This window comes from Gammaproteobacteria bacterium (assembly GCA_016705365.1).
In the GTDB taxonomy this organism is placed as follows: domain Bacteria; phylum Pseudomonadota; class Gammaproteobacteria; order Pseudomonadales; family UBA5518; genus UBA5518.
Genome location: JADIYI010000008.1, coordinates 1956393 through 1980597 on the forward strand (window position 1 = coordinate 1956393; position 24205 = coordinate 1980597).

17 protein-coding genes are annotated in these 24205 nt (G+C 64.3%); 12 read left to right on the forward strand and 5 right to left on the reverse strand.

Going from position 1 to position 24205, the window contains the following annotated elements; genetic code table 11:
* Window positions 1–38: 38 nt before the first annotated feature.
* Window positions 39–1340 (forward strand): cytochrome P450, encoded by a 1302-nt coding sequence (locus tag IPF49_16580; GenBank protein ID MBK6289216.1) that lies wholly within the window; start codon window positions 39–41, stop codon window positions 1338–1340.
* Window positions 1341–1406: 66 nt separating this feature from the next.
* On the opposite strand, the gene IPF49_16585 is transcribed toward IPF49_16580, so the two are convergent.
* The 4 genes from IPF49_16585 to IPF49_16600 all read right to left on the reverse strand — a co-directional run bounded on the left by IPF49_16585 (window position 1407) and on the right by IPF49_16600 (window position 6220).
* A complete protein-coding gene (locus IPF49_16585) occupies window positions 1407–2624 on the reverse strand; it encodes a CoA transferase (GenBank protein MBK6289217.1) in 1218 nt (405 codons plus the stop codon).
* Between the two features lie 39 nt (window positions 2625–2663).
* Window positions 2664–4310, reverse strand: coding sequence for a thiamine pyrophosphate-binding protein (locus IPF49_16590; GenBank protein MBK6289218.1), 1647 nt, complete (start codon window positions 4308–4310; stop codon window positions 2664–2666).
* A 195-nt stretch (window positions 4311–4505) separates the two neighbouring features.
* Complete coding sequence (locus IPF49_16595; protein MBK6289219.1) at window positions 4506–5204, reverse strand: sterol desaturase family protein; 699 nt, start codon at window positions 5202–5204, stop codon at window positions 4506–4508.
* Window positions 5205–5263: 59 nt separating this feature from the next.
* Window positions 5264–6220: a hypothetical protein gene (locus tag IPF49_16600; GenBank protein MBK6289220.1), complete on the reverse strand. Its 957-nt coding sequence runs from the start codon at window positions 6218–6220 to the stop codon at window positions 5264–5266.
* A 226-nt stretch (window positions 6221–6446) separates the two neighbouring features.
* Here IPF49_16600 and IPF49_16605 point away from each other — a divergent pair, with 226 nt between their 5' ends.
* From IPF49_16605 to IPF49_16630, 6 genes are all read left to right on the forward strand, one after another.
* Window positions 6447–7442, forward strand: coding sequence for a 2-dehydropantoate 2-reductase (locus IPF49_16605; protein MBK6289221.1), 996 nt, complete (start codon window positions 6447–6449; stop codon window positions 7440–7442).
* Window positions 7435–11271 (forward strand): amino acid adenylation domain-containing protein, encoded by a 3837-nt coding sequence (locus IPF49_16610; GenBank protein ID MBK6289222.1) that lies wholly within the window; start codon window positions 7435–7437, stop codon window positions 11269–11271. The genes IPF49_16605 and IPF49_16610 overlap by 8 nt, the downstream gene beginning before the upstream one ends.
* A gap of 113 nt (window positions 11272–11384) precedes the next feature.
* Window positions 11385–12632: a YIP1 family protein gene (locus tag IPF49_16615; protein MBK6289223.1), complete on the forward strand. Its 1248-nt coding sequence runs from the start codon at window positions 11385–11387 to the stop codon at window positions 12630–12632.
* Window positions 12633–12788: 156 nt separating this feature from the next.
* Window positions 12789–13169, forward strand: a complete 381-nt coding sequence (locus IPF49_16620) for a hypothetical protein (protein ID MBK6289224.1) — start codon at window positions 12789–12791, stop codon at window positions 13167–13169.
* Between the two features lie 441 nt (window positions 13170–13610).
* The gene (locus IPF49_16625) at window positions 13611–14642 is read left to right on the forward strand and encodes a DUF2242 domain-containing protein (GenBank protein MBK6289225.1); all 1032 of its coding nucleotides are present in this window, start codon (window positions 13611–13613) and stop codon (window positions 14640–14642) included.
* 164 nt (window positions 14643–14806) lie between these two features.
* Window positions 14807–15238: a DUF861 domain-containing protein gene (locus tag IPF49_16630; GenBank protein MBK6289226.1), complete on the forward strand. Its 432-nt coding sequence runs from the start codon at window positions 14807–14809 to the stop codon at window positions 15236–15238.
* 26 nt (window positions 15239–15264) lie between these two features.
* Here the strand turns inward: IPF49_16630 and IPF49_16635 are convergent, their stop codons facing one another.
* Window positions 15265–17196, reverse strand: coding sequence for an NAD(P)-binding protein (locus IPF49_16635; GenBank protein MBK6289227.1), 1932 nt, complete (start codon window positions 17194–17196; stop codon window positions 15265–15267).
* A 208-nt stretch (window positions 17197–17404) separates the two neighbouring features.
* Here IPF49_16635 and IPF49_16640 point away from each other — a divergent pair, with 208 nt between their 5' ends.
* From IPF49_16640 to IPF49_16660, 5 genes are all read left to right on the forward strand, one after another.
* Window positions 17405–19168 (forward strand): amidohydrolase, encoded by a 1764-nt coding sequence (locus IPF49_16640; GenBank protein MBK6289228.1) that lies wholly within the window; start codon window positions 17405–17407, stop codon window positions 19166–19168.
* A gap of 122 nt (window positions 19169–19290) precedes the next feature.
* The gene (locus tag IPF49_16645; GenBank protein ID MBK6289229.1) at window positions 19291–20493 is read left to right on the forward strand and encodes an aspartate/tyrosine/aromatic aminotransferase; all 1203 of its coding nucleotides are present in this window, start codon (window positions 19291–19293) and stop codon (window positions 20491–20493) included.
* On the forward strand, window positions 20490–21794 hold the full coding sequence (locus IPF49_16650) for an MFS transporter (GenBank protein MBK6289230.1): 1305 nt from the start codon (window positions 20490–20492) through the stop codon (window positions 21792–21794). Before IPF49_16645 ends, IPF49_16650 begins: the two co-directional genes overlap by 4 nt.
* Before the next feature lie 18 nt (window positions 21795–21812).
* Complete coding sequence (locus IPF49_16655) at window positions 21813–23717, forward strand: B12-binding domain-containing radical SAM protein (GenBank protein ID MBK6289231.1); 1905 nt, start codon at window positions 21813–21815, stop codon at window positions 23715–23717.
* 29 nt (window positions 23718–23746) lie between these two features.
* Window positions 23747–24196, forward strand: a complete 450-nt coding sequence (locus tag IPF49_16660) for a DUF4124 domain-containing protein (GenBank protein MBK6289232.1) — start codon at window positions 23747–23749, stop codon at window positions 24194–24196.
* The last annotated feature ends 9 nt before the right edge of the window (window positions 24197–24205 follow it).

Below are 24205 nucleotides of genomic sequence, written 5' to 3' on the forward strand. Positions count from 1 at the left end.
TCCGCGCGGAATTGCTTTGGTAGACAGGATGGATCGTAATGCACCGACCGACGGGACACCACCACCCCGGGCGCTATCCGGATACCCAGGCAACCTGTATTCTTGAGCCCATGCCATCCATCGACGCCAGCGATATCTTTAGCCCCTCCGCGATGGAGGACCCATACCCGCTTTATGCGCGCATGCGTGCCCTGGGGCCGGTTTGCGGCCTCGACGGAACGCGCGCGTTCTTTGTCGCTCGCCATGCCGCGATCGAGGAGGCCGTACGCCGGCCCGAGGATTTCTCCTCCAGGCTGAGCGGGGTGCTGGTTTGCGGTGATGACGGGAGCCCGCGGATCTTCGATCTGGGCGCAAGCGGGATCGCGAGCGATGTGATCGCCACCGCCGATGCGCCCGATCATGCCGTGCAGCGGCGCCTGTTGATGCCGCCGCTGAAGGCCACGCGGATTGCCGCGATGGAGGAGGGCATCCGGGGCTTTGCGAGCGAACGCGTCGCGCAGCTGCTGCGTGCAGGCGGTGGCGACTGGTGCGATACGGTTGCCGAGGCGCTGCCGGCCTACGTGGTGATGAATCTTCTCGGCCTCGACGACGGGGCGCTGGATGCCGTGCGACGCTGGGCGATGATGGGCGGAGATCTGCTCGGCGGGCGGGTCAACGCTGCGCAGATGGACACGCTGCTGCAGGAAACCACCGCGATGGGCGCGTTTCTTGGCGCGCACTTCGGGCGCCGGCTGGCCGTTCCGGCGGCGCGGCGCGGCACCACGCTGACCGATACCCTGGCAGGTGGTGTGGAGGCGTGCCTGATAAGCCCGGAACAGGCCATCGGCATACTGATGATCCTGTTTGGCGCGGCGGGCGAATCAACCGCGAGCCTGCTCGGTTGCGCGGTGAGCCTGATGCTGCGTACGCCGGGTCTGCAGGACAGACTGCGCGCGGAACCGCGGCTGATCGATGCCTTTGTCGAGGAAGCCGTGCGCCTCGAGACCCCGTTCAAATTCCACTACCGCATCGTGACGCGCGAGACCGGATTGTGTGGCACGGCGTTGCGCGCAGGCGACCGGCTGCTGCTCGGCTGGGCCTCGGCGAACCGCGATGCCGAGACCTGGGAGTCGGCGGATACGCTGCGACTCGATCGGGCGCACGGACAGCGTCATCTCGGTTTCGGTCATGGCATTCACTTCTGCATCGGTGCGCCGATCGCGCGCCTCGAGGCGCGCGTGGCGCTCGAGGAACTGCTGCGACAGACCAGGTGCATTGCGCTCGAACCGGAGCGCCCCGCCAGGCACGTGCCCAGCATTTTCATCCGCCGCCTCGAGCATCTGCAGTTGCGCCTGAGCTGAGCGAGGGGGCTTGGCCAGACCTCGACGGCAGGATGTCGCCCCATTGGCAGTTGCGGGAAAGGCGGCTTAGATCACCTCGAGGCGGCGCAGGTCGGCGATCCGCTCCCAGTCGTAACCGAGCATGTCCAGCAGGATCTCTTCCGTGTGTTGGCCAAATTCGGGTGCCGCATTGCGAATCGAGCACGGCGTCTCGCTGAAACCCACCGGGAAACCGGCCATCCGGGTCGATCCGAACTGCGGGTGTTCGAAATTGACCACGTAGTCGTTGACGCGCATTTGGGGGTCGTCCGGCAGGTCGTCCACGCTGTTGACGGGCGAGATGATGAAATCGGGGCTCGCCTCGCGCAGGATCGCGAGCCACTCGGGTGACGGGCGGCCCGCGAACACCTCGTCGAGAATCGCCACCGCGGCCCGTGCCTGGGACGGATTGTTCCACGACATTTCGCGAAACCGCGGGTCCTCCAGCAGTTGCGCCTGGCCGATGGCGCGGCAGAACGCGGGCCAGTGCCGCCCTGCCTGGGCCATGCCGAGCGCGATCCAGCGCTCATCGGCACAGCGGTAATGGTTCCACAGGGGGTTGCCGCTGTCGCTGCGGGCCACGCGCGGAAACGCCGCCCCCATCATCAGCCTGGACGACAGATTGAGGCCCTGCAGCGCAGCCATCGATCCCAACTGGGAGACATCGACCTGCTGGCCCACCCCGTGGCGCTCGCGCGCGACCAGCGCCGCCAGCACGCCGTAGGCGAGCATGAACCCGCTCATCTGATCCGCTATCCCGCCCGCGATCTGCTGCGGTGGCTGTCCGGATTCGCCGACGGCCATCATGAGGCCCGAGCGCGCGATCCCCATCTGGTCCATGGCGGGATGCGTGGCCTCGGGCCCCCTGGGTCCGAAACCGGTGGCATGGGCGTAGATGAGCCGCGGGTTGTGGCGGCGCAACGTGGCGTAATCCAGCCCGAGCCGTTCGGCCACGCCGACGCGGAAATTCTGCGCGAACACATCCGCATGCCGTACCAGGTCGTGGACGATCTCGCGCGCTTCCGACTTTTTCAGATCGAGCGCAAGACTCTTCTTGTTGCGGTTGTTGGCCTCGAAGTAGAAGTTGGGTCGACCGGCGAGATCCATTCCCGAAAGCCGCATCAAGCCGCGCCCGGGATCGCCGCCATCGCGTGCCTCGAGCTTGATCACCTCGGCGCCCAGGTCGCCCAGCATCGCGGTTCCTATCGGTCCCTGCTGCCAGATGGTCCAGTCGATGACGCGAATGTCTTCCAGTGCCATGGCCATGATGGTTTCCTTGCAACAGCCGAGGGATCCACGGGTGATTCAGTTCAGGAAGTAGGCTCCCTTGACGCGCGCCGACTTCGGATCAACCCGCACGTTGACCACCGATACGCAGTCCGCGGCGAGCGCGCGCTGGAGCGCCGGACGCAGATCCCCGGGCTGCTCGACATACTCGGCGTGTCCGCCAACCATCTCGGCGAGTTTCTCGTAACGCGCGGGCAGGAAACGCGCGATGGGCGGCGAGTCGGCCGGAAACATGTGATCCTGCAGCAGGTGCCCGGCGATGCCGTCGTTGTTCGCCACGATCAGCACCACGTTCGCGCCGATGCGCGCGGCGGTCTCCACATCCATCATCGCGGCGCCGAAGGCGTAGTCGCCGAGGATTGCGACCGAAGGCGCGTGCGGGCGTGCGAGCTTTGCGCCGATCGCGTAAGGCAGGCCGGTGCCGATGCAGCCCGTGGTTCCGGCATTGAGCACGGAACGTGCGTGGTAACCCGGCATCAGCATGCGGGCTACACCCATGATGATCTCCCCGTCGAAGGCCAGCGTGGCATCGCGGGGCAGCACTTCACGCACTTCGCTCACGAGGCGGTAGGGATGGATCGGAACGGCGGCGCTTTCGTTGACGCTGCGCAGTTCCTCTTCGCTCGCCGCGCATGTCGCGCGCAGTCCCTCGAGCCAGCCGCTGCGGGCACAGGCCAAGGCCCGGCCCTGCAACTCGTCCGCGAGTTGCCCGCAGGCCGCAGCCGCGTCGGCCACGATGCCGGTCTCGAGCTCGGCTGCGCTGTACATCTCCTCGGCCGCGACGTCGATCTGTGCGATCCGCACGCCCGGCCGCAGTTGCGGCGCCTGCCCCATGCCGAACATCCAGTTGAAGCGTCCGCCGACCATCAGGATGGCGTCCGCCTCGCGCAGCGCCGCCGATCGCGCCGCGTTCGAGAAATTGGGGTGATCGTCGGGAATCACGCCACGGGCCATGGGCGAGGCCACGTAGGGCAGGCCCAGGTCCGCCAGCCGTGCGAGCGCGGCGCCGGCGTCCGCCCAGGCCGCTCCCTTGCCGATGATCACGAGCGGGCGCTCGGCGTGTGCCAGCATCGCGGCCACGTGCTCGATGGCTGCCGGATCGGCGTGCGGGCGCGCCACGTCGGGTGCGGATGTGCGCAGCCGCAGGTTCGCTTGCGCGATGCGGCTCGAAACGACCTGTTCCGGGAAGTCCAGATACACCGCGCCGGGTCGGCCGGCGACGGCCTTGCCCAACGCCAGGTGCAGCAACTCCGGAATCCGTTCGGGGCTGCCGATGCGCTGCGTCCATTTGCATCCGGGCATCGCGAACGCCATCTGGTCGGCTTCCTGGAAGCCGCCGATGCCGCGGTGCGCATCGCTTGCCGAGCCGCCGAGAACCACCAGCGGCATCGCGCTCGCGGTCGCGACATACATCGGCGTCACGGCGTTGGTCATGCCGGGGCCGGATCCGACCACCACCACGCCGGGCTTGCGATTCACGTAGCCCCACGCGCTGGCCATGAACGCAGCGTTCTCCTCGTGGTGACAGCCGACCACGCGCAGGCCTTCCGCCTGTGCTCCCGCAAGCACGCCGATCATGGGTCCCGCAACCACGCCGAACACGGTGTCGATGCCGGAGGCGCGAAGCTGCCGCGCCGTGATCCTGCCGCCATCGATGTCCGTCATGCGGTGTGATCTCCCTGAACCGACGCCATCGAGCCGGCAGCCGCCGCACTGGCGGATACGCGCGCATTCGATCTGCTGGATGCCTTGTTGCCGGCTCGACTCTGCACGCAATCGGGCTGCGGCAGGATGATATGAATCATGTTCCCGGGAAAAATCGCCCGCCCGGGGAAAACGCTTGCGGCGGTGCGCTGCCGGTTATTTGTTCGGTCGCGTGTCGTGGAAGGTGCCGAATACAAAGTCCCAGAGTGGCGAGCTGAGCCCGAAGTTCACCACCGCGCAGCGGTAATGATGGTGCAGATGAAAGCGTCGCATGAACTTTCTGGCACCCGACTTGGGGCGACCATGGTGGGCGTAGTAGTGCATCCAGTCGTAGCACAGATAACCGAAAAATGTCCCAGCCAGGAGCGGCGGCCAGTGGTCTGGAAAACACAGCCATATCGCCACTGCCAGCGATATGCCCACCGGGACTGCCAGAACCGGTGGTGCGACCAGGCGTCGCGGGTCTTCGGGGAATTCATGGTGGTAACCATGGATCGTGAACTGGATGGACCGAAGCAGGGGATGCGCCGACGGCTTGATATGAAAAATCCAGCGGTGCAACCAGTACTCGACCAGTGTCCAGCCAATTGCACCGGCAAGGAACAGCAGGGATATTTCCTGCGCCGACCGGTCCTCGGTGACGATGGATCGATACAGCATCAGGCCTATGAGTGGCAGTGACCAGAGGCCAGGCAGGGTCCAGTGTGCCGTGGTCAGGTATTTCTCCATCAGGGGATTGCTCATCACCTGGATACCATGATGGAAGGCACTGTTTTCCTTCGACGGCTTGTCGTGGATTCCCCGCCACGAGTTCAGCGCCGTCTTCCAGTTTGCGGTGGTTTCAAACACGGACAAATCAAACTACTCCTCTGTGCGAGCCTGGCCAAATCCCGTCGGTTTCCGCGCCGGCTGTTTCAAGCCGGCAGGGCAGCGACGACCTTGTCCAGTTGCGGCACCTTGCCGAGCACCTCCGCCGCATCCTTGCGCACATGATCGAGCAGCATTTCGTTGCGGATCATTTCCTGGGTGACCGTACCGTCTTTCACGCATTCCTTCAACAGGGCGAAGAACAGGTTCTCCTGGTTCTTGTCGGGATGTTTGCGGTAATGCCCCAGGAAGGAGTAGTCGCCAAACAGTTTGCGCCGCAGGAACAGAGCCCAGCCAAGCGGCGGGAAGCGATCAAACTTGTCCGCGGGCACGAAATCGATGGGCAGCCCTGCCTTCCAGGGCTGGGTCCAGCGCAGGGTGGTATGCAGCATGCGCGTTCTCCGGTTAAGCACATCCAGGTCGTTCCAGCAGTTCTCCAGCAGACCGATTGTGCTGCGGTCCTCGTACATCAGGGTGATCCACTTCTTGTAGTCGCGCTGGTCAGTGAACAACTCATTGAACTGCTCCTCGGCCCGCCAGTGTTTCAGCTTGGCGCAATCGAGCAGCATGACACTGCTGGCCAGGGGGCCGTTGATATCCGGGTTGGTCTTGCTGCGTGGCCGGCACATGATTGCCTTGCCCTGCATGTCACGGGTCAGCAGATCCCATACATCGCCGACCGCGAACACATCGGGATCGATGACCACGGCCCGGCCCCGGTAGCCCATGAGCTCCGGCGGCATGAATCGCAGGGGGGTGAAGGACTGCAGGTCGTTCATGCGCCAGGTGCGCTTGACCCCGTTACGAAGAAACAACTCGCCTTCGCGGTCGCTCAGAAACGAGTGGTCCCTGGTGTCGATGAAGCGGACATCGAACTTGTCGTTGTTCTTGGAAAAGTAGCGCAGCGATTTTTCACCCACATGGGCGCCCAGAATCTGCTTGTGGTTCACGTGGATGAATACGCAGGGCTTTGGATCCTTGCCTGGGGTAGCATTCTTGCTCATGTAAAGTCTCCCGAAAGAGTTGAGTTGTCCGGTAAGGGGGATTGCAGTGACGGGGTGGAAAGTTAACGTCAATTCGCCGGCTCCACATCCGTTGTTTGACGGATGGGGCAGTGGTATTAATTTCAACCGCGGAAAGCTGCCGGCACCGCACCACGGGTCGCGGGGATCGCCGGAAACCGCCTGATCTATACTGCTTGGCATTGTCCGCGGAGTTCGCGCTGATCTCATGAAGATTTGTATTGTCGGTTGTGGTGCGATCGGTGGCCTGCTGGCTGGGTACCTGGCGAAAACGGCTGCTGAAATCACCGTGGTGGAACGTGGCGAACAGTTGCTGGCGTTGCGCGAGCGCGGACTTTTGCTGCATGAGGCCACCGGGAATTGCTCGCGGATCGACACGCTGACGGTGCTCGACAGCCTGCGCGACTGCGGCACCTTCGACGTGGTCTTCCTGGCCGTGAAAGCGCACGAGATCGAGCCGCTCGCCGCCGAACTGGCGCGCGTTGTCGCCGGGCATACCACCCTCGTCACGCTGCAGAACGGCATCCCCTGGTGGTACTTCCAGCGTCATGGCGGAAGTTTCGAGGGCACCGTGCTGCGTTCGGTCGATCCGGGTGGGCGCCTGAGCACACGGTTCGATCCGGCACGCATCCTTGGCTGCGTGGCCTATCCGGCGGCGCAGGTCATCGAGCCGGGGGTGATTCGCCATATCGAAGGCATTCGCTTTCCGCTCGGAGAACTGGACGGGACGGTCACGCCGCGAGCGCTGCGGATTTCCGCGCTGCTGGGCGATGCGGGCCTGAAATCACCCGTGCTCGAGGACATTCGCGGCGAGATCTGGTTGAAGACCTGGGGGAATCTCGCCTTCAACCCGGTCAGCGCGCTCACCCATGCGACGATGGCCGAGATCGCGATCCATCCGCACAGCCGCGCATACGTGGTGCAACTCATGAGCGAGGCCCGCGCGGTGGCCGCGCGGCTGGGCGTCGAATTCCGGGTGCCGCTGGAGCGTCGTCTGCAGGGCGCGGAACAGGTGGGCGGGCACAAGACCTCGATGCTGCAGGATGTGCTGGCGCAACGTCCGCTGGAACTCGATGCGATTCTCGGCGCCGTGATCGAGATCGCGGCACTGGTGGATGTCGCGGTTCCCGCATTGCAGGGCCTGTATGCGCTGTGCAGCCTGCGCAACGACATCAATCTCGGACATCGCATCGCCCATGACTAGCGCCAATCCGCTCGCCGGCGTGGCGCTCACGCCCGCGCAGACCCTGATGTGGATCGAAGGGCGGCTGCATCCCGAGGTCCCCGTCAACAACATGGTCACGCGCCTGGACATCAGGCAGCGGCTCGATGTCGGAGCCTTCAAACAAGCATTCGCGAGGCTTGTGGACGCGCATGACGCCATGCGCATGGTGGTGTCGAACAGTAGCGGAAATTTCGTTGCCACGATCGCCGGGGGGGCGCAGCCGGAGCTGCCGTTTGTCGATTTTTCGGGTGATGCGGCGGAGCAGGATTTCGCCGCCTGGATACAGCGCAAATGCCGCCAGGTATTCGGGCTCGATGAACAATTGCATGAAGCGGCGCTTGTCAGGCTGGACGAGCAACATTTCGTGTTTTTCCTGAACCAGCACCACTGCATGACCGATGGTCGCAGCTGCCAGGTCATGATTGCCGATCTCGACCGCTTCTATCGTGAAGCCACGGGCAGTGGCGGTGGCGACGAGTCGGGCCAGGCCGCGCCGCATCGCTCATTTGGCGAGTACCTGGTCTTGCGCGCGGACTACCTGCGCTCGGAACAGGCGCGCGCCAGTGAAGCCTACTGGAACGCACGCTTCGAAAGGGCGCCGGAACCGGTCAGATTCTACGGTCATGGCAGTGACAGGAAGAGAGCTTCAATGCGCCGGCACACCCGCGTGCTGCCGCTGGAGCTGAGTCAGAAGATCCTCAACGTGAAGCGGGACACACCGCCCTCCATTGTTTTTGCCACGGCACTGTTTGCGTTCCTGAAGCGGGTCACCGGCAACAGCGATCTGTGCATCGGCGTGCCGCTGCTCAATCGCACTCCGGAGTTTGCCGACACCCTCGGCATGTTCATGGAGATCAGCCGCAACCGGCTGAACGTCGGCAGCGAGGACAATCTTTCCGCCCTGCTCGGGAAGATTCGCGCCGAGGCGAACGACATAAAGCCCCATCGCTCGCATACGGTCACGTCCCGCAACGGCCGTTTCGAATGCATGCTGAATTACCGGGTGCCGTCCGACACCCGCTTTGGCGGAGCAGCCGCCAGCCTGCAGCGGATTGCCGCGATCGCTCTGCTGGATTCCGTGCCCGGCGAGGAGAGCAGTGCGGCGGGCGATTGGGCCGGGCGTACCAGCCTGGATGTCGATATCACCCACACGCCGGCCAGCGGCGAGTTCTGTCTGGCCATGGATTTCAACATCGGGGTGTGGCCCGACGCCGCTGCGCGCGAGCGCAGCCTGGATCATTTCATCCGCTTGCTGGAGCATTTCTTCGACAACCGCACCGTGCTCGTCGACAGCCTCGAATTGCCTGGCGAAGCCGAGCTTCGCCTGCTTCGGTCGTGGAACGACACGGGACGGGTGTATCCGTCGCACACGGGCATCCAGCAATTGTTCGAGGCGCAGGTCGAACGCACTCCCGCTGCGATCGCGCTGGAATTTTGCGATCAACGCCTCAGCTATCGCGAGCTCGACTGCCGCGCCAACCGCCTGGCGCATGCACTGGTCCGCCACGGCGTGCAGCCCGATCAGCCGGTCGGCGTGTGCCTGAACCGTTCGCCGGAACTCGTGGTTGCATTGTTGGCCGTTCTCAAGGCGGGTGCGGGCTATGTGCCGCTGGATCCTGCTCTTCCGCGGCAGCGGCACGATCTCATCGTGGAGGAAGCGGGACTCGAACTGATCATTACCGAGCGGACGTTGCCCGAACTGCTTCGCGCTGGCGACTTCACCGACAGCAATCCGCGATTGGCGCTGGCATCGTCGCGGCTCGCGTACGTGATATTCACCTCGGGTTCGACCGGTCGGCCCAAGGGTGTGATGATCGAACATGCGGCTCTGGTGAATTTCATTCACGCAGCCCAGCAGGTGCTGCAGTTGCGCGAGCATCACCGCCTGCTGTCGGTTACCACGGCATCCTTCGATATATTCGCGCTGGAGTTGTTTGCGCCGCTGGTTTGTGGCGCGCGCATGGTGCTGGCGAACGATGAAACGGTGGTGGATGGCCGGTTGCTGGCCCGGCAGATAAATGATCGCGGCGTGACCCATCTGCAGGCAACGCCGGCAACCTGGCATCTGCTGCTTGATGCCGGCTGGCAACCCGCGCAGGCGCTGGTCGGCGTGGTTGGTGGTGAGTTGCTGACCGGGAGCCTTGGCGAGCGCCTGGCGGCGCGTTGTGCGCTGTTCATGAACTGGTATGGTCCCACCGAAACGACGGTCTACGCGAGTCATGCGGTGGTGCGCGCGGGGCACTATCGCGCGGGTGATATAGGACGGCCCCTGGCCAATTACCGGATCCACGTGCTGGATGCCTGGCTCAAGCCATTGCCGATCGGCGTTGCCGGCGAGATCTGTATCGGCGGTGATTGCCTGGCGCGTGGTTATCTCGGGCGTGACGAACTGACGGCCGCCGCGTTTGTCGAGGCCGGCGAATTCGGCCGGCTTTATCGCAGCGGCGATCTCGGGCGCTGGACCAGCGAGGGTCATATCGAATACCTGGGCCGCAGCGATTTCCAGGTGAAGGTGCGCGGCTACCGCATCGAGCTCGGTGAAATCGAAGCGAGCCTGCTGAGCCACCCGCTGGTCGAGGAAGCCGTCGTGGCGGTCATCGGCGATGCGCAGAACAAGCAACTCGCAGCCTATGTGCGTCTGGCACCGGACAGCGACCGGGCAGCACAGCCGGGCGCGCTGCTGCGCGAACATCTGAAACAATCGCTGCCGAAATACATGATTCCCGCGACGGTCAGCGTGCTCGAGCGGATGCCGTTGACACCGAGCGGGAAGGTCGATCGCAAGGCGCTGCCGGCGCCGTTTCCGGATGCCGGTTTGGCCGCGGAGTCCTGCGTGGCACCGCAAACCCCGATGCAGGAAATAATCGCGGGCATCTGGGCCGAGGTGCTGGGACTGGAACGCGTTGGTATTCGCGATGACTTCTTCGACCTGGGCGGCCACTCGCTCGCCGCGATGAGTGTCGTTACCCGGATCGAGGAGGCTTTAGGCATCAGGCTCGATCTCGCGGACTTCTTCCAGGGACTGACCGTGGAAGATATCTGCGCAACGGCGGGCGAGGCATGCCCTGTCGAGGCAATTGCGGTTGGTGCAAGCGGGGCCGCACTCTCGCAGTTGTACGCGATTGGCCGCGGGCCGGGTGGTGCCGCTGCCGCACGATCCATACATTCCGGGCAGCCGCTGTACCGCCTGGACGTGCATGCCTTGCAGGGCGAGCGCCTGGACAAGGGTTTGCAGCCGCTGCGAGACGTCGAGGAAATGGCTTGCAGACTGGTTGATATCATTCTTGCCGCGCAGCGCCGCGGCCCCTACCGCATCGCCGGAGAATGCGATGGTGCCGTGGTCGGCTTCGCGGTGGCAGTGGAACTGCAGCGGCGCGGCAAACAGGTGACGCAACTGATCCTGTGCGATGCGCCGGCTCCCGGCCAGGCGCGCGGCGCAGGATCTGGCGCGGCACTGTTTGCCCGCCTGGGCCGGCAATTCAAGGCATTGCACCGCGATCTCGGGATGGCTGGCAGACTGCGGGAGATCATCCGCAACCAGCACATCGAATACGCCGTTTCCCGGGCGCTGGACTGCTACGGACCGAGTGAGCGCTTCGACGGGTCCATCATCCTGGCGCGCTCGGCGGGAGCCGCGGATACGCGTGATGGCGAGCGCGCGATGGATTGGGCACGATACGCGAGCATGGGAGTGCAGGTGCATGATCTGACCGGAGATCCTGGTCGCTGGCTGCGCGAACACGCGGAATTGCCTGCCGATGCCACCGCTTCGATGGCGCCAGCGGCGCGAGTTATCCGATCACGATAGCGAGGGCGGCAGACGGCGCGGCGCTATCGACACTCCCCCATGCATGGGGTATATAGACAGGGCATATCCAGGAGTCGCCGTTGAGTGCGCCCGTCAACTCAAAGGAGCCCGTCATGAACTTCGACAAACTGGTTGCGCGCGCGCAAAAGATCCTGCTCGAACCCCGTAACGAATGGAGCGTGATAGCCGGGGAGTCTTCCACCACCGGTGATATCTACCGCAACTACCTGCTGTATCTCGCGGCGCTGCCTGCGCTTGCGGGTTTCATCAAGGGCAGCCTGATAGGCACGAGCGTTCCGTTTCTCGGCACCATGCGCGTGGGAGTCTTTGCGGGCCTGGGTGCAATGCTGATCGGTTATGCCATGAGCCTGGCGATGATCTACGTGGTGGCGCTGGTCATCGATTGGCTGGCACCGTACTTCAAGGCGCAGAAAGACCCGCTGCAGGCGCTGAAAACCATCGCGTACTCCTACACGGCGGTCATGATCGCGAGCATCGCGCAGGTGCTGCCGTGGATCGGCGGCCTGGTGATGCTGGGCGGCGGAATCTACAGCATCCGCCTGTTGTACCTGGCGCTGCCGGTGACGATGAAGTGCCCGCAGGAGAGTGCCGTCAAATATACCGCCGCGACCATCCTCGCGGCCATGATTCTTGGCTCGGTCGTTGCCCTGACCGTTGGCGGCATCGGCGGCGGGCTGGGTGCAGGCTCGGGGCCGGGAATTGCGGGTTCGAGTTCGGTGGAGTTCGACAAGGACAGCCCCATGGGCAACCTGCAGGACTGGACGGCGAAGATGGAAACGGCCGAGCGCAAGATGCGCGACGCCCAGGAATCCGGCGACAGCGCGGCGCAGCAGGAGGCGCTGGGCGATCTGATGGGGGCCGCGCTCGGCGGTGGCAAGGTCGAGGCGCTGGCACCGGAGCGCTTGCGCGAGTTCCTGCCCGCGTCAATTGCCGGGCGCGAGCGGAGCGAAGTGACGGCCGAGCGCAGCGGGGCGATGGGGCTCCAGGTATCGTCCGCCCAGGCACACTATGCCGACAGCGACGGCCGCGGTCTGCAGTTGCATATCACCGACACCGGTTCGGTGCGCGGGATCACCGCGCTGGCCGGCTGGGCGAATATCGAGCAGGAGCAGGAAACCGATTCCGGATACGAGCGCACGTTCAAGGAAGGTGGCCGCATGACGCGCGAAAGCTGGAACCGGGAAAGTCAGTACGGCGAGCGCTCGGTGGTGATCGGCGATCGCTTCACGGTCACGCTTTCCGGTACCGTCGGGGATGCCGATGAACTGGCCGATGCGCTCGGACAGGTGGATCTCGATGGCCTCGAGGAGTTGCGTGGCGAGGGCGTTACGGAGGATTAGACGCCGAATGAAGAGAAATGACCCATATGGGCCATGACAAGGGTTGAGTACAGGAGTAGGCTGCTTTTCCGCTTTGCGGGGACGCTGGCCCCGGTTGGGCGGGTTGCCTGAAAAAAGAAGCCGATTGCCCGGATCGCCCGGATCAAGGGGGTGCAAATGCCAAAATATCTTTATTTCAAGCCGCGGGCAGGGCTCCCCGAGTCATTGCGACGTGCATCCAACGAGTTCCACGCCGTATCGGTGGTGTGCGGCAAGGAGGCCTGTGAAGGGGTGCGCAGACTGAGCCAGAAGCGGTTCCTGTCCAAGGATGCGCCGCAATTGCCGCTATCGTACTGCAGCTCGAAAAGCTGTAATTGCCGCTATGTGCATTTTGCTGATCGGCGCGGTGGCGAAGAGCGGCGCGAGGAAAACAATCGACGGTGGGGCCAGCTGGACAGCGTTCTGCAACGCTCGAAAGAGGATCGTCGCAGCGCGCGAACAGGAATACCCGCGCGACCCGATGCGCTCGAAAACCAGTGGTTCTTCCTCGCGAAGTGAAATACGGCCGCTCGCGGTCGCTACCCCGGTCGCGACGTTGTCGGCCGCTCGTGGCCGCGGGTAGCCGTCAATCCGGTCAACTGGCGCAGTTGTTGTCGAAATCCTTTACCACGGCAGTCTGCCGGCACCGGGCGCTTCGAAATTTTTCCATGGTTTCCAATGCCTTGGCCGGAGTGGAATACATATTGCTGCCGTTGAGCCACTGGATGCTCGGTGACCGTTGATAAGCTCAGTCATCCCGCAACGGAAGACTGAAGGCAAAACGGTCACCGAGTATCCTGACCAACCCCCCCCTCTGCCGTTTGCAATTACCGCTTCCGGGCCTCTATTGCGCAATGAGTGGCTGCCCCGGACACACCCCGGAATGCCGGCGCCAACAGGCGCGGCGGACTTTCGTTGTATCATTCGCACCGGTAAACAGCAGAGCCCCCGGTCACGTTCATGCAATCACGCCCCGTCCTGTTCCTGAAATGCAAGGCGAAAATTTTTCTGCTGGCCCTGTGCGCGGTGCTTCAGGCTGCCTGTGGCAGCAACGCCGTCTATACCGGGGAAAGTTTCGCCACCGATAGCCCGTTCAAGATGAAATTCGACAGCGAGGTTGCCACCGCTTGCGAAAGCGCGCGCCGTTCCCTGCTCGGACAGGGGTACCTGATCGATGTCGCGACCGTCGACACCGTCAAGGGCCGCAAGGCCCTCAGGAACAAGGACAGTCTCAGTACATTCATCGAAATGAACGTGGTTTGCGTGCCTGAAAGCAAGGGCAGCGCGCTGTTCGTCAACGGAGTGCTCAGTACCTACGATCTGAAGAAGAGCAGCAGTTCCGCCAGCGTGGGGGTCGCCGCGGTGGGTTCGATCTCGCTGCCTTTCGGTCAGAGTGCCGATTCCCTGGTGAAGATCTCGGAAGAGACGATCGACGACAAGAATTTCTACAGTCGATTCTTTGCCGCGGTCGAGCACACCATCGGCGAGATCCGGCTCCCCGATCCTGATCCCGCGCCGGCGCCGACCGAGCCTGCGTCGGCACCGGTGGAGACGCCCCTGTTTGCGCCCGGGACGGAGGGGGCGACGCCCGCGCCGCGAGTGCCCGAGGGCGGGCCGCAAGCGCCGGCCGCCGAGGGTGTACCGTTGCCTGCACCGGATCCGGGGCCGGTCCAGGGCGTGCCGGTGTCTGCGCCGGAGCCGGTTCCGGTCCAGGGCGTGCCGGTGTCTGCGCCGGAGCCGGTTCCGGTCCAGGGCCAGCCAGTACTTGCTCCGGCGGCGATGCCAGTCCAGGGTGCGACCGAGCCTGCTGCTGCCGAAGCGCTTCCCGCTCCGGCAGCGCCGGTGATGGCGCCGGAGCCTGTTGCCACGCAGGCCGCGCCGAGCGCGATCCCCGAGCCGGCGACGCCGATGGCAGCGCCCGAACCCGGATCGATTCCCGCGGAGGAATCGCCCGCAACAGCGCCCGCGCACGTTCCCTACTTCGGCATGTGACTCGTCCCGGAGATGGCGCACAGACCGCATTCCCGACCCGGACCGTGCATGTGCAGGGTGATCTTCCCGACTATATACTGGCCCAGTCTCCGCTGCAGTGAGGCTTTGGCTGACGCAGCAGAACTGGCTACGCTGCCCGTTGCAAAAAGATCAGGAGATCCGTCGTGAGAAAAGCAATCGTTGCCGCTCTTGTGTTCGGCGTAACCTTCGCCTGCAGCGCCGCGGAACACCCGGTATTGATGCGCGGAGCACTGCTCAACGGTGAAATATTCGCCGATCCGCGTGCCGAGAGCCTCGACGAGACCAGCGCCAGCGGCACGGTGGGCGCGCGCGATCTGGTCGTGCACGAAAGTGACGACGGCTGTCTGCAGACCGGTGTCTATGAAACCGGGCGCAATCGCTACCAGGTCGATGAGCCTTATGAACACGATGAATTCATGTACTTCCTGCAGGGCGGTGTGACCCTCAGCTCGGGGGATGGCACCGTGATCGAGGCCGTGGCAGGCGATGGTGTGCTGGTGCCAAAGGGCTGGACCGGGACCTGGGACAGCGCCGGTTACCGCAAGCTCTACGTGATCTACGACTGCCCGGACTGATTATCATCGCAGCCGGGCGATCACGGCTATCCGGCCTGCTCCAGCTGTTCCGCTACCGCGCGCCACGCGGCGTCGACCGCGCCGTTGACATAGGCGTTCGCTTCCGAATCCGAATTGGCGATCGATATTCTGCCGCAGCGGGCGCGCCCGGTAATATGCGGGCCCTTGTCGTGACCCCAGTCGGCGGGATCGTGGAGGTCGATGTATTCGTAGGCATAGCCGTGCGGCCAGCGGTTCACGGTGATTGCGGCGATATCGCGCGCGGCATCGAAGCCGTATTCGCCCAGCATGCCCTGCAACTGGCGCACTACATGCTGTTCGAAATCCTCGAAGCGCATGCCCAGCAGCGTGGCGCGCCCCTGGCGATATTGCTCGCGTGGCGGCAGTCCGGGGACCGCTGGCGTATGCACCAGGTGCAGCAGGATCGGCTGGTCGGGATTTTCGCTGAATGCATAGCCCGGCATGCTCACCGGAAAATCGAGCATCCCGTAGCCGAAAAAATCCTGCGGTGCGGAAAAATAATACATTCCGGCCTTGGCAAAAGCGCGCCAGTTGCGCAAAGCCACGTTGGTATACACCAGCGGCACTTTTTGCGGCCAGCGCAGCGCTTCGGCCTGCGCTGGCGGCAGTTCGTGACACAGGTACGGGATGATGTTGTTGTAGCAGGCGAGCACGGCGTGGCTCGCCTGCACGCGTTCGGTGCGCCCGGCGCGCGCATACATCACGTCCACGGTGGCGCGGTCGGCAGCGTGACGCACATCGAGTACGGTGGCGTTCAGGCGGATGCGCACGGCATGTTGCGCCAGGTCGAGCTGGTCGTAGCGCAATCGCGCACCGACGATGTCTTCCATCGAATTGCCGCTGGCGCTGCCCGGCACGAGATCGCGTACGAGGAGTCGTGCGATGCCGGCATTGCCATCGGGAAAATGAAAGATATAGGGTTCGTCCTCGGCGCCGCCGTGGGTCGCCAGAGCCGCGCCGATGCCCAGATGAAGGGTGCCCGGCATCTCGTTGCGCGCGGCTTCCAGCGCCGAAATGGCATCGTATCCTATGCCCCAGAGCCCCATCGACTCGCTGCGAAACAGCAGCACGACCGGCTCCGGCATGCCCGCGACGTGGCGCAGGAAATCGTCGTATGACATGCCGCGCAGCAGCAGGATCTTGTCCTCGGTGCTCTTGCCCGCCAGCAGATCCCGGGTGTCGGTGATCAGGCGCAGGTAGGCTGCGCGGGACTTTGCGTCGAGCGGCATGCGTTGCACCGCCGCTGCCGGATCGGTGGAATCGCCGGTTCCCAGCCAGGAATTAGCACGCGGATCGTCGATCAGGCGGTCGACGCCGTAGTGCGCGCGGTCGAAGAACAGTTTCGATCCCAGCTTGTTGCGGCGGGTGAATTCCCGGTCGTAATAGCGATAGAAGCGCGTGGTATCGATGCCGAGCGCGCGCAGCAGGGCGGCCGATTGCGGGCTGTAGCCCGAGGGCGTGTCGATGCTCTGGCTGCCGCCGTAGCCAATGAGGGTGTGGCCATCGACCGTGAATTCATTGCGCTTGGCATGGCCGCCGAAATCGTCGTGGTTGTCGAGTACCAGGATACGCGCCTCGTGCCCGCGCTGTTCGCGGAAGAAGCGCGCCGCCGCGAGTCCCGACAACCCTCCGCCAACGACCACCAGGTCGTAGCGCGAATCACTCGCGCTTGCCGGGTAGGGCAAGTGCTGCCCCTGCAGTGCCAGCGCGTGCGCCGTTTCGAAGGAACCGGCGTGGTTGCCACGCAGACCCGTCAGCGCCGGCGGATAGTATTCGGGGCCGGCAGCCTGAGGGTCGAGCATACCTGCTGCGATGGCCTCCAGCGGGCTGAGATGCAGTGCTCCCACGGCAATACCGAATCCTGATATGAGGTCGCGTCGCTTGATGCGCATGGGTGTGTTTCCTTCGCGTGCGCGGAGCAGGACAGCCTGGCGCATGTGCCATGCCGCGCCATCGGTGACGGGCGAGTGGTGGCCCATGGTGACACTGTGCGGCAGAATGATGCAAACAAGGCCATAGCGCAGATCACGACCGTTCTCGGCCGAGGCGAGGCTGAGGCTCGACGCCGCGAACGCCAGCAGGCACAATCGCCGCGCCGCCTCTACGGCGACGAAACAGACCTTTCTTTCCCGACGGAGCCCTGGCATGAATGCTTTCACCGGAACAGGCCTGCGCAAGCTGAATATCGCCGCGCTGCTCGGCCTCGGCTTGCTGCTCGGGGCGTGCACACCCGAGCAGGCGCCGGCACCGCAACTTCCCCGGCCGGCGAGTCCGGTGCGACCGGTCGCGGACCTGGTATTGCGGGGCGGCGAGATTTACACCATGGATGCCGCCCGCTCCTGGGCCGAGGCAGTGGCGATACGCAACGGGCGGATTCTGTTCGCGGGCGACGATAGCGAGGTCGAGGCGCTGATCGGGGCGGAAACGCAGGTGGTCGATCTGGCTGGAAAAATGGTGTTGCCGGGCATGCAGGATGTCCATATCCATCCCATCGGCGGTGGCATGGAAGCAGCGGCCTGCAATCTGAACGGCCTCAAGACCAGCGAGCAGTACCTGGAGGCGATCAGGCGTTACGCCGAGTCACATCCCGACGAGGCCTGGATCACCGGTGGTGGCTGGCTGATGTCGGCCTTCGGGCCAGGCGCCATGCCCGGGCGCGAGATCCTCGATGCGATCGTCGCGGATCGTCCGGTATTTCTCTCGAGCAGCGATGGTCACACCGCGTGGGCCAACAGCAAGGCGCTGGAGATTGCGGGAATTACCCGCGATACGCCTGATCCGGTGGACGGGCGCATCGACCGCGATCCGGCGAGTGGAGAGCCGATCGGCAGCCTGCAGGAAGGGGCCCGCGCACTGGTCGCGAAGCATGTACCGGCACCGAGCGCGGCGCAGCGTCTCGCCGGGCTGCGTTACTCGGTGGCGATGCTCAATGGCTACGGGGTCACCGGGATGCAGGATGCCCACGTCAGCGAGGCGGATCTCGAGACCTATGAAACACTGGACGCCAATCGCGAGTTGAGCCTGCATGTGGTGGCGGCGCAATGGTGGGAGCGCGATCAGGGGCTGGAGCAGATCGCCGCGATGAAGACGCGTCGCGCGCGCTATACGCGCGGTCATGTGCGCGCCACCACCGTCAAGATCATGCAGGACGGCGTGATGGAGAACTACACCGCCGCGATGCTGGAGCCCTATCTCATCGAGGGCGAGGTGCGCGGCATTCCGATGGTCGAGCCGGAATTTCTCAAGGAAGCCGTGACGGCGCTGGATGCCGAGGGCTTCCAGGTGCACTTTCATGCCATCGGTGATGCCGCGGTCCGTCAGTGTCTCGACGCGGTGCAGAGCGCGCGCGAGAACAACGGTGCGCTCGGTCATCGCCACCATATCGCCCACCTGCAATTGATAGACGCCGCTGACATCCCGCGTTTTCGCCAACTCGACGTGATCGCCAATTTCCAGCCGCTATGGGCCTGGGCCGATGACTACATCACCGAGCTCACGATCCCTTTCATCGGTGCCGAGCGCGCCAGCCGCATGTACCCGATCGGCAGCCTGCACGACAGCGGTGCCATGATCGCCTTTGGCAGTGACTGGTCGGTCTCGACGGCAAATCCCTTCGAGGAGATCGAAGTCGCGGTGCGGCGCGCGGATCCGGAGCTCGACGATGGTGATGTGTTCGTTGCGGAGCAGCGCATCGACCTGCCCGAGGCGCTGGCCGCCTTTACCATCGATGCGGCCTACACCAATGGCATGGAACACGACGCGGGCTCGCTCGAGGCGGGCAAGTACGCCGACCTGGTGGTGCTCGATCGCAACCTGTTCACAATCGATGTGCGCGAGATTTCGGAGGCGAAAGCACTGCTGACGCTGTTCGAGGGCGAGCCGGTGCACGGCAGCATCGATGCGTTGTAGCGTGACGCAGCGCGGAGCCGCAAGCGCCGTGCGTCGAGCGGCATTCATCGGGTACGGCAATACCCGATGCGCGCAATACCTGGCTGGCTGAAAGCCGATCCCTGTTTTTGCAAGGAATTACCATGTTCGAGAATCTTTGCCTGCTCGCGCCTGATCCGATTCTGGGTCTCATGGCGGAATTCCGCCAGGATCCGCGTACTCGCAAGATCGACCTCGGGGTCGGCGTCTACCAGGACGAATCGGGTTGTACGCCGATCATGCGCGCGGTGCACGAGGCCGAAGCGCAACTGCTTCGCACCGAAACCACCAAGACCTACCAGGGCATCGCCGGCGATCCACTCTACAACGAGCGCATGAGCGCGTTGCTGCTCGGCCAGGCTCACCCGGTGCTTGTGGAGAACCGCTGCCGCGGCGTGCAGACGCCAGGCGGCTGCGGCGCCTTGCGGATCGGCGCGGAACTCATCCGTCGCGCACGCCCCGATGCCCGGGTCTGGGTCAGCACTCCGACCTGGGCCAATCATATTCCGCTGATCGGTGGCGCCGGGCTGCAGATACTGGAGTATCCCTACTACGACGCCGCGCGCCGCGCCATCGATTTCGATGCGATGATGAGCACGCTTGCCGGCGTGGGTGCCGGTGACATCGTGCTGCTGCACGGCTGCTGTCATAACCCCACCGGCGCGGATCTCGATCTGGATCAATGGCGCGCGATCGCCGGCCTGGCGCTGAAAAACGGCTTCACGCCATTCGTCGATACCGCTTACCAGGGCCTTGGCGATGGTATCGACCAGGATGCCGAGGGCTTGCGCCTGCTGAGTGCGGTGGTGCCCGAATGCATCGTGGCGGCCTCCTGCTCGAAGAATTTCGGCCTGTATCGCGAGCGCGCCGGCGCGGTGTTTTTCATCGCCGCGAACCCTGCCGCGGCCGACGCGGTGGCCAGTCAGGCCATGGCTTCGGCGCGCCAGATCTATTCGATGCCGCCCGCGCACGGCGCGGCGATCGTCGCAACGATACTCGGTGACGATGGCTTGCGCTCGCGGTGGCAGGCGGAACTCGGTGAAGTGCGCGATCGCATCAACGCGATGCGCGTGCTGCTGGCGGAGCGGCTCGCGGACAATGCCGCGGGCATCGATTTCTCGTTCATCCCGCGGCAGAAGGGCATGTTTTCGTTTCTCGGTATCAGTTCGGCGCAACTCGAACGGCTGCGCGAGGAGTTCGGTGTTTATATGGTCGGATCGACGCGCGTCAATCTCGCGGGCATCAACCACGGCAATATCGACCATCTCGCCGCGGCGCTGCATGCGGTACTGGGCGCGCGCGGGTGAGTTCTCCCGGGCGGGCGGGCAACACGCGCTGGCGTTTTTTCGCGCTGCTGTTCGGCATGTCGTTCCTGTCATATGCGCTGCGCCAGAACATGCAGGTGGCGGGCGAGCAGATGATGCCCGAGCTCGCCATCAGCGAAGTCGAGATGGGCTGGATCTACGGAGCCTTCGTCTGGGGCTATGCATTGTTCCAGTTGCCGGGCGGTCTGGTCGGCGAGCGCTTTGGTGCACGTTGCGTACTCACGGTGCTGGGAGTGCTGTGGCTGCTGACCTCGGTGCTTACCGGCTGGTTGCCGGGGCTGGTCGTGACTTCATCCTTTGGCCTGCTGCTGACGCTGTTCCTGATTCGACTGGCAACAGGAATCGTTCATGCGCCCATTTTTCCGGTGCAGGCGGGTGTTATCGGCACCTGGTTTCCCAAGGGACAGTGGGGATTCCCCAACGCGCTGTCGAGCACCGGTCTCGCGCTCGGTGCGGCCGCGACCCAGCCGCTCGTCGCATGGGTCATGGTCAGTTATGGCTGGCGCAGCGCGTTCTACGTGTTCGTGCCGTTCGGACTGGTGCTGTTCGCGTTGTGGTGGTGGTACGCACGCGACAACCCTGCCGATCATCCGGGCGTCGGGGCCGCGGAGCTGGCGCTGATCAATGCCGGGCGCAATGTCAGCTCCGAGCACGAGCGCGATCCCCGGGTGTGGAAGCGATTGCTGCGCAACCGCGATACGCTGCTGCTCGCGCTGAGCTATTTCTCGATGAACTATGTCTTCTACCTGTTTTTTACCTGGTTTTTCCATTACCTGGTCAAGGAGCGCGGTTTCAGCATTCTCGAAACCGGTTTCCTCGCCGCGCTGCCCTGGATGACCGGCGCCTGCACCGCGGCACTCGGCGGCTGGGTATGCGACCGGCTGTGCGCGCGGCTCGGTCCGCGTTGGGGATGTCGTCTGCCGGGGGCTTGCGGCATGTTTGCGACCGCCATGTTCCTGTCCGCGGGAATGTATGTCGAAAGCGCGTATATGGCGGTGGTGCTGTTGTCATTGTGTTTCGCGGCGACGCAGTTTGCCGAGGGCGCGTTCTGGCAGGCCCAGACCTATGTGGCGAATGGTCATGCGGCACCGGCGGGCGGGATCCTCAACACCGGGGCGAATCTCGCGGGTGTCGTGGTTGGTCCGCTGGTGCCTTGGCTGGCGTTGGCGCAGGGCTGGGGCTGGGTCGCGGCGCTTTCGACCGGGGTGTTTTTCGCGGCATTGAGCGCCATGTTGTGGTTGTTCATCCGTGCCGACAAACCACTGGCGCCGCTGGCGGCCTGAATGGACGGATCCGCGACAATGACGCATGGGCCGCGCCCGGTATGGTTGTTCAGCCTCGACTCCGAGAATTTTCATGCGGCGCCGACCACCACTGGCGGTTTGATCGCCTGGTACCGTGTCAACGGCAGCGCGCCGGCCGGCACCGATTTCCGCCAGGTGCATTTTCGCGAGCGCGGGCAGGTGGCCGAATGGGCCGCGCAACATCTGCCGCAACTCGCCGCCGAGGCCCGCCATGCGCACGCCGCCGGCCTCGAGCCGGTGGCTGGATTCAGCTTCTACACCTGGAATGCCGCCGAATTTCTCGAACTCACGCGCCTCGTGCGCGCCGCGTGTCCGCAAATCCTGATCGTCGCCGGCGGTCCGCACGTGCAGCAGGCCGAGACGTATCTCGGAACGGATCCTATCGATGCGATCGTGATCGGTGAAGGCGAGGCGACGTTCCAGGAGATGCTCGACACGCCACGGGCACTGTGGCCCGCGGTGCCCGGCATCGCCTGTCTCGATGCGGACGGCGCGCTGCTGCGTTCGCCGCGGCGTGAGCGTCAGCTGCGGCTCGAGGAATTGCCTTCGCCGTTTGACGTGATCGAGCTGCGCGACGCGCGGGGACAGCCGCTGTACGATGCGGTGAGCTACGAAACCACGCGCGGTTGCCCCTACAAATGTGCGTTCTGCGAATGGGGAACCGGAGCGATAGGTACCAGGATGGTGTCATTTCCGCTGGAACGGCTGCGTCGCGACTGGGAGAAGATCGTGCGTGCCGGGATCGCCAATATCTGGCTGGCGGATTCGAATTTCGGCGCGCTGCGGGACGACGTCGAAAAAGCACGCATGATCTGCGAGTTGAAGCAGCGCTTCGGCTTGCCGCGCACCTTCGCGACTTCGTGGTCGAAGAAGCACAGTCCGCGGGTGCAGGAGATCGTGCTGATGCTGCACGAGAATGGACTGCTGCCGTTCTACCAGCTCGCACTGCAGACGCTCACGCCGCTCGCCCTGCAGCTCTGCCACCGCGAAAACATGGCGGCGAACGTCTACGAGCCGATCGCGCAGCGCATGGCGCAAGCAGGCATTCCCATATCCGCCGAGCTGATCTGGGGGCTTCCCGGCGACGATCTCGCGAGTTTCGAGCGCAATCTCGATCGCCTGCTGGCAAAGTTTCCGAGCATCAATATTTTCGGCTACACACTGCTGCCCGGCACCGAATTTCACGAGCGGCGCGAGGAGTATCGCATCCAGACACTGCCGGTGGCGGGTTACGGAAAAGCCAAGGGCGAATACGTGGTGGGCTGTCATACTTTCGATCGGGCCGAAGGCGAGGAAGGATATTTCCTGATCACCGCCCATCTGCTGCTGGTCAGCGGACATATCCTGCCGGCCACGGTACGCTACCTGGCGATGCGGGCCGAAGTGCCGGTGGGCAGCCTGTTGCGTGCGGTTGCGGATGCGCTGCTGGTGGCCTTCGAGCGGCAGTTGCCCGGCATCGAGCGTGGCGAACGCATGCAGGTGTACGCGGCGCGCGACGAGATCTATCTGACGCTGCTGCAGCAACCCGAGCGCTGCGAGCAGGTGGTGCGTGACACGGTGCGGCTGTGGCTTGCCAGTCACGCGGCGGACGCAGTCGCGCCGCTGGTCGAGTCACTGCTGGATATCGACTGCATGTTGCGTCCGCGTTGCGGTGAAGAGCACGAGTTCAGCTGCGAGGTATGCTGTGATGCGCAGGGCGTGCTGGCGGCGCTCGGCGCGATGCGAATTCCCGGGCTGGCCCTGTTCGACGGCAGGCCGCGGCAATTGCAGCTGAGCAGCCCCGGAGGTCTGGGTGTGGTGCTCAAGTCACCCGATGGGGGTATCTGGCTGCAAAGCCGGATTCGCGAATCCTCGCTCGGGGAAGCGGGGAACGCAGAGCTCAGCGAATTGGTCTTTAATTAGGACGAATGTCTGCGAGAGGAGGAATCGCTATGCGTGGCAAGCTGATGGCGGGTCTGGTCCTGCTGCTTTGCTCGGTGGCTCTGCAGGCCGAGCAGATCTATCGCTGGGTGGATGCCGATGGCGGTGTGCACTACAGCTCGGCTCCTCCGCCCGGACAGGCGGCCGAGAGCGAAGACCTGAAGTTCCTGCGCAATCCGGATCCCGAAAAGGCCAGCGAGCGGATCAAGGGTTATGACGAAACAGCGGAAAAGCGTCGCGCTGCCGAGGCGCAAGCTGCCGAGGCAGCCACGAAGCAGCGCCAGGATGCTGCCCTGCGACGGGCCAACTGCGCTGCCGCGCGCGATGTGCTGAGCCGTCTGGAGAACGAGCCGATGGTTCGTTTTCAGCGCGAGGACGGCAGTTATCAACGCTATACCGATCAGGATCGCCAGCAGCGAATTGCCGAGGCACGGGCCAGCGAGCACCAATTCTGCGACTGATGGCGCGGG

Excerpts from the sequence above, each read along its gene's own strand:
- IPF49_16625 (MBK6289225.1), top strand. The coding sequence starts at position 13,611 with ATGCAATCACGCCCCGTCCTGTTCCTGAAATGCAAGGCGAAAATTTTT.
- IPF49_16645 (MBK6289229.1), top strand. The coding sequence starts at position 19,291 with ATGTTCGAGAATCTTTGCCTGCTCGCGCCTGATCCGATTCTGGGTCTC.
- IPF49_16585 (MBK6289217.1), bottom strand. The coding sequence starts at position 2,624 with ATGGCCATGGCACTGGAAGACATTCGCGTCATCGACTGGACCATCTGG.
- IPF49_16580 (MBK6289216.1), top strand. The coding sequence starts at position 39 with ATGCACCGACCGACGGGACACCACCACCCCGGGCGCTATCCGGATACC.
- IPF49_16615 (MBK6289223.1), top strand. The coding sequence starts at position 11,385 with ATGAACTTCGACAAACTGGTTGCGCGCGCGCAAAAGATCCTGCTCGAA.
- IPF49_16655 (MBK6289231.1), top strand. The coding sequence starts at position 21,813 with ATGACGCATGGGCCGCGCCCGGTATGGTTGTTCAGCCTCGACTCCGAG.
- IPF49_16620 (MBK6289224.1), top strand. The coding sequence starts at position 12,789 with ATGCCAAAATATCTTTATTTCAAGCCGCGGGCAGGGCTCCCCGAGTCA.
- IPF49_16610 (MBK6289222.1), top strand. The coding sequence starts at position 7,435 with ATGACTAGCGCCAATCCGCTCGCCGGCGTGGCGCTCACGCCCGCGCAG.
- IPF49_16590 (MBK6289218.1), bottom strand. The coding sequence starts at position 4,310 with ATGACGGACATCGATGGCGGCAGGATCACGGCGCGGCAGCTTCGCGCC.
- IPF49_16635 (MBK6289227.1), bottom strand. The coding sequence starts at position 17,196 with ATGCGCCAGGCTGTCCTGCTCCGCGCACGCGAAGGAAACACACCCATG.
- IPF49_16605 (MBK6289221.1), top strand. The coding sequence starts at position 6,447 with ATGAAGATTTGTATTGTCGGTTGTGGTGCGATCGGTGGCCTGCTGGCT.
- IPF49_16640 (MBK6289228.1), top strand. The coding sequence starts at position 17,405 with ATGAATGCTTTCACCGGAACAGGCCTGCGCAAGCTGAATATCGCCGCG.
- IPF49_16600 (MBK6289220.1), bottom strand. The coding sequence starts at position 6,220 with ATGAGCAAGAATGCTACCCCAGGCAAGGATCCAAAGCCCTGCGTATTC.
- IPF49_16660 (MBK6289232.1), top strand. The coding sequence starts at position 23,747 with ATGCGTGGCAAGCTGATGGCGGGTCTGGTCCTGCTGCTTTGCTCGGTG.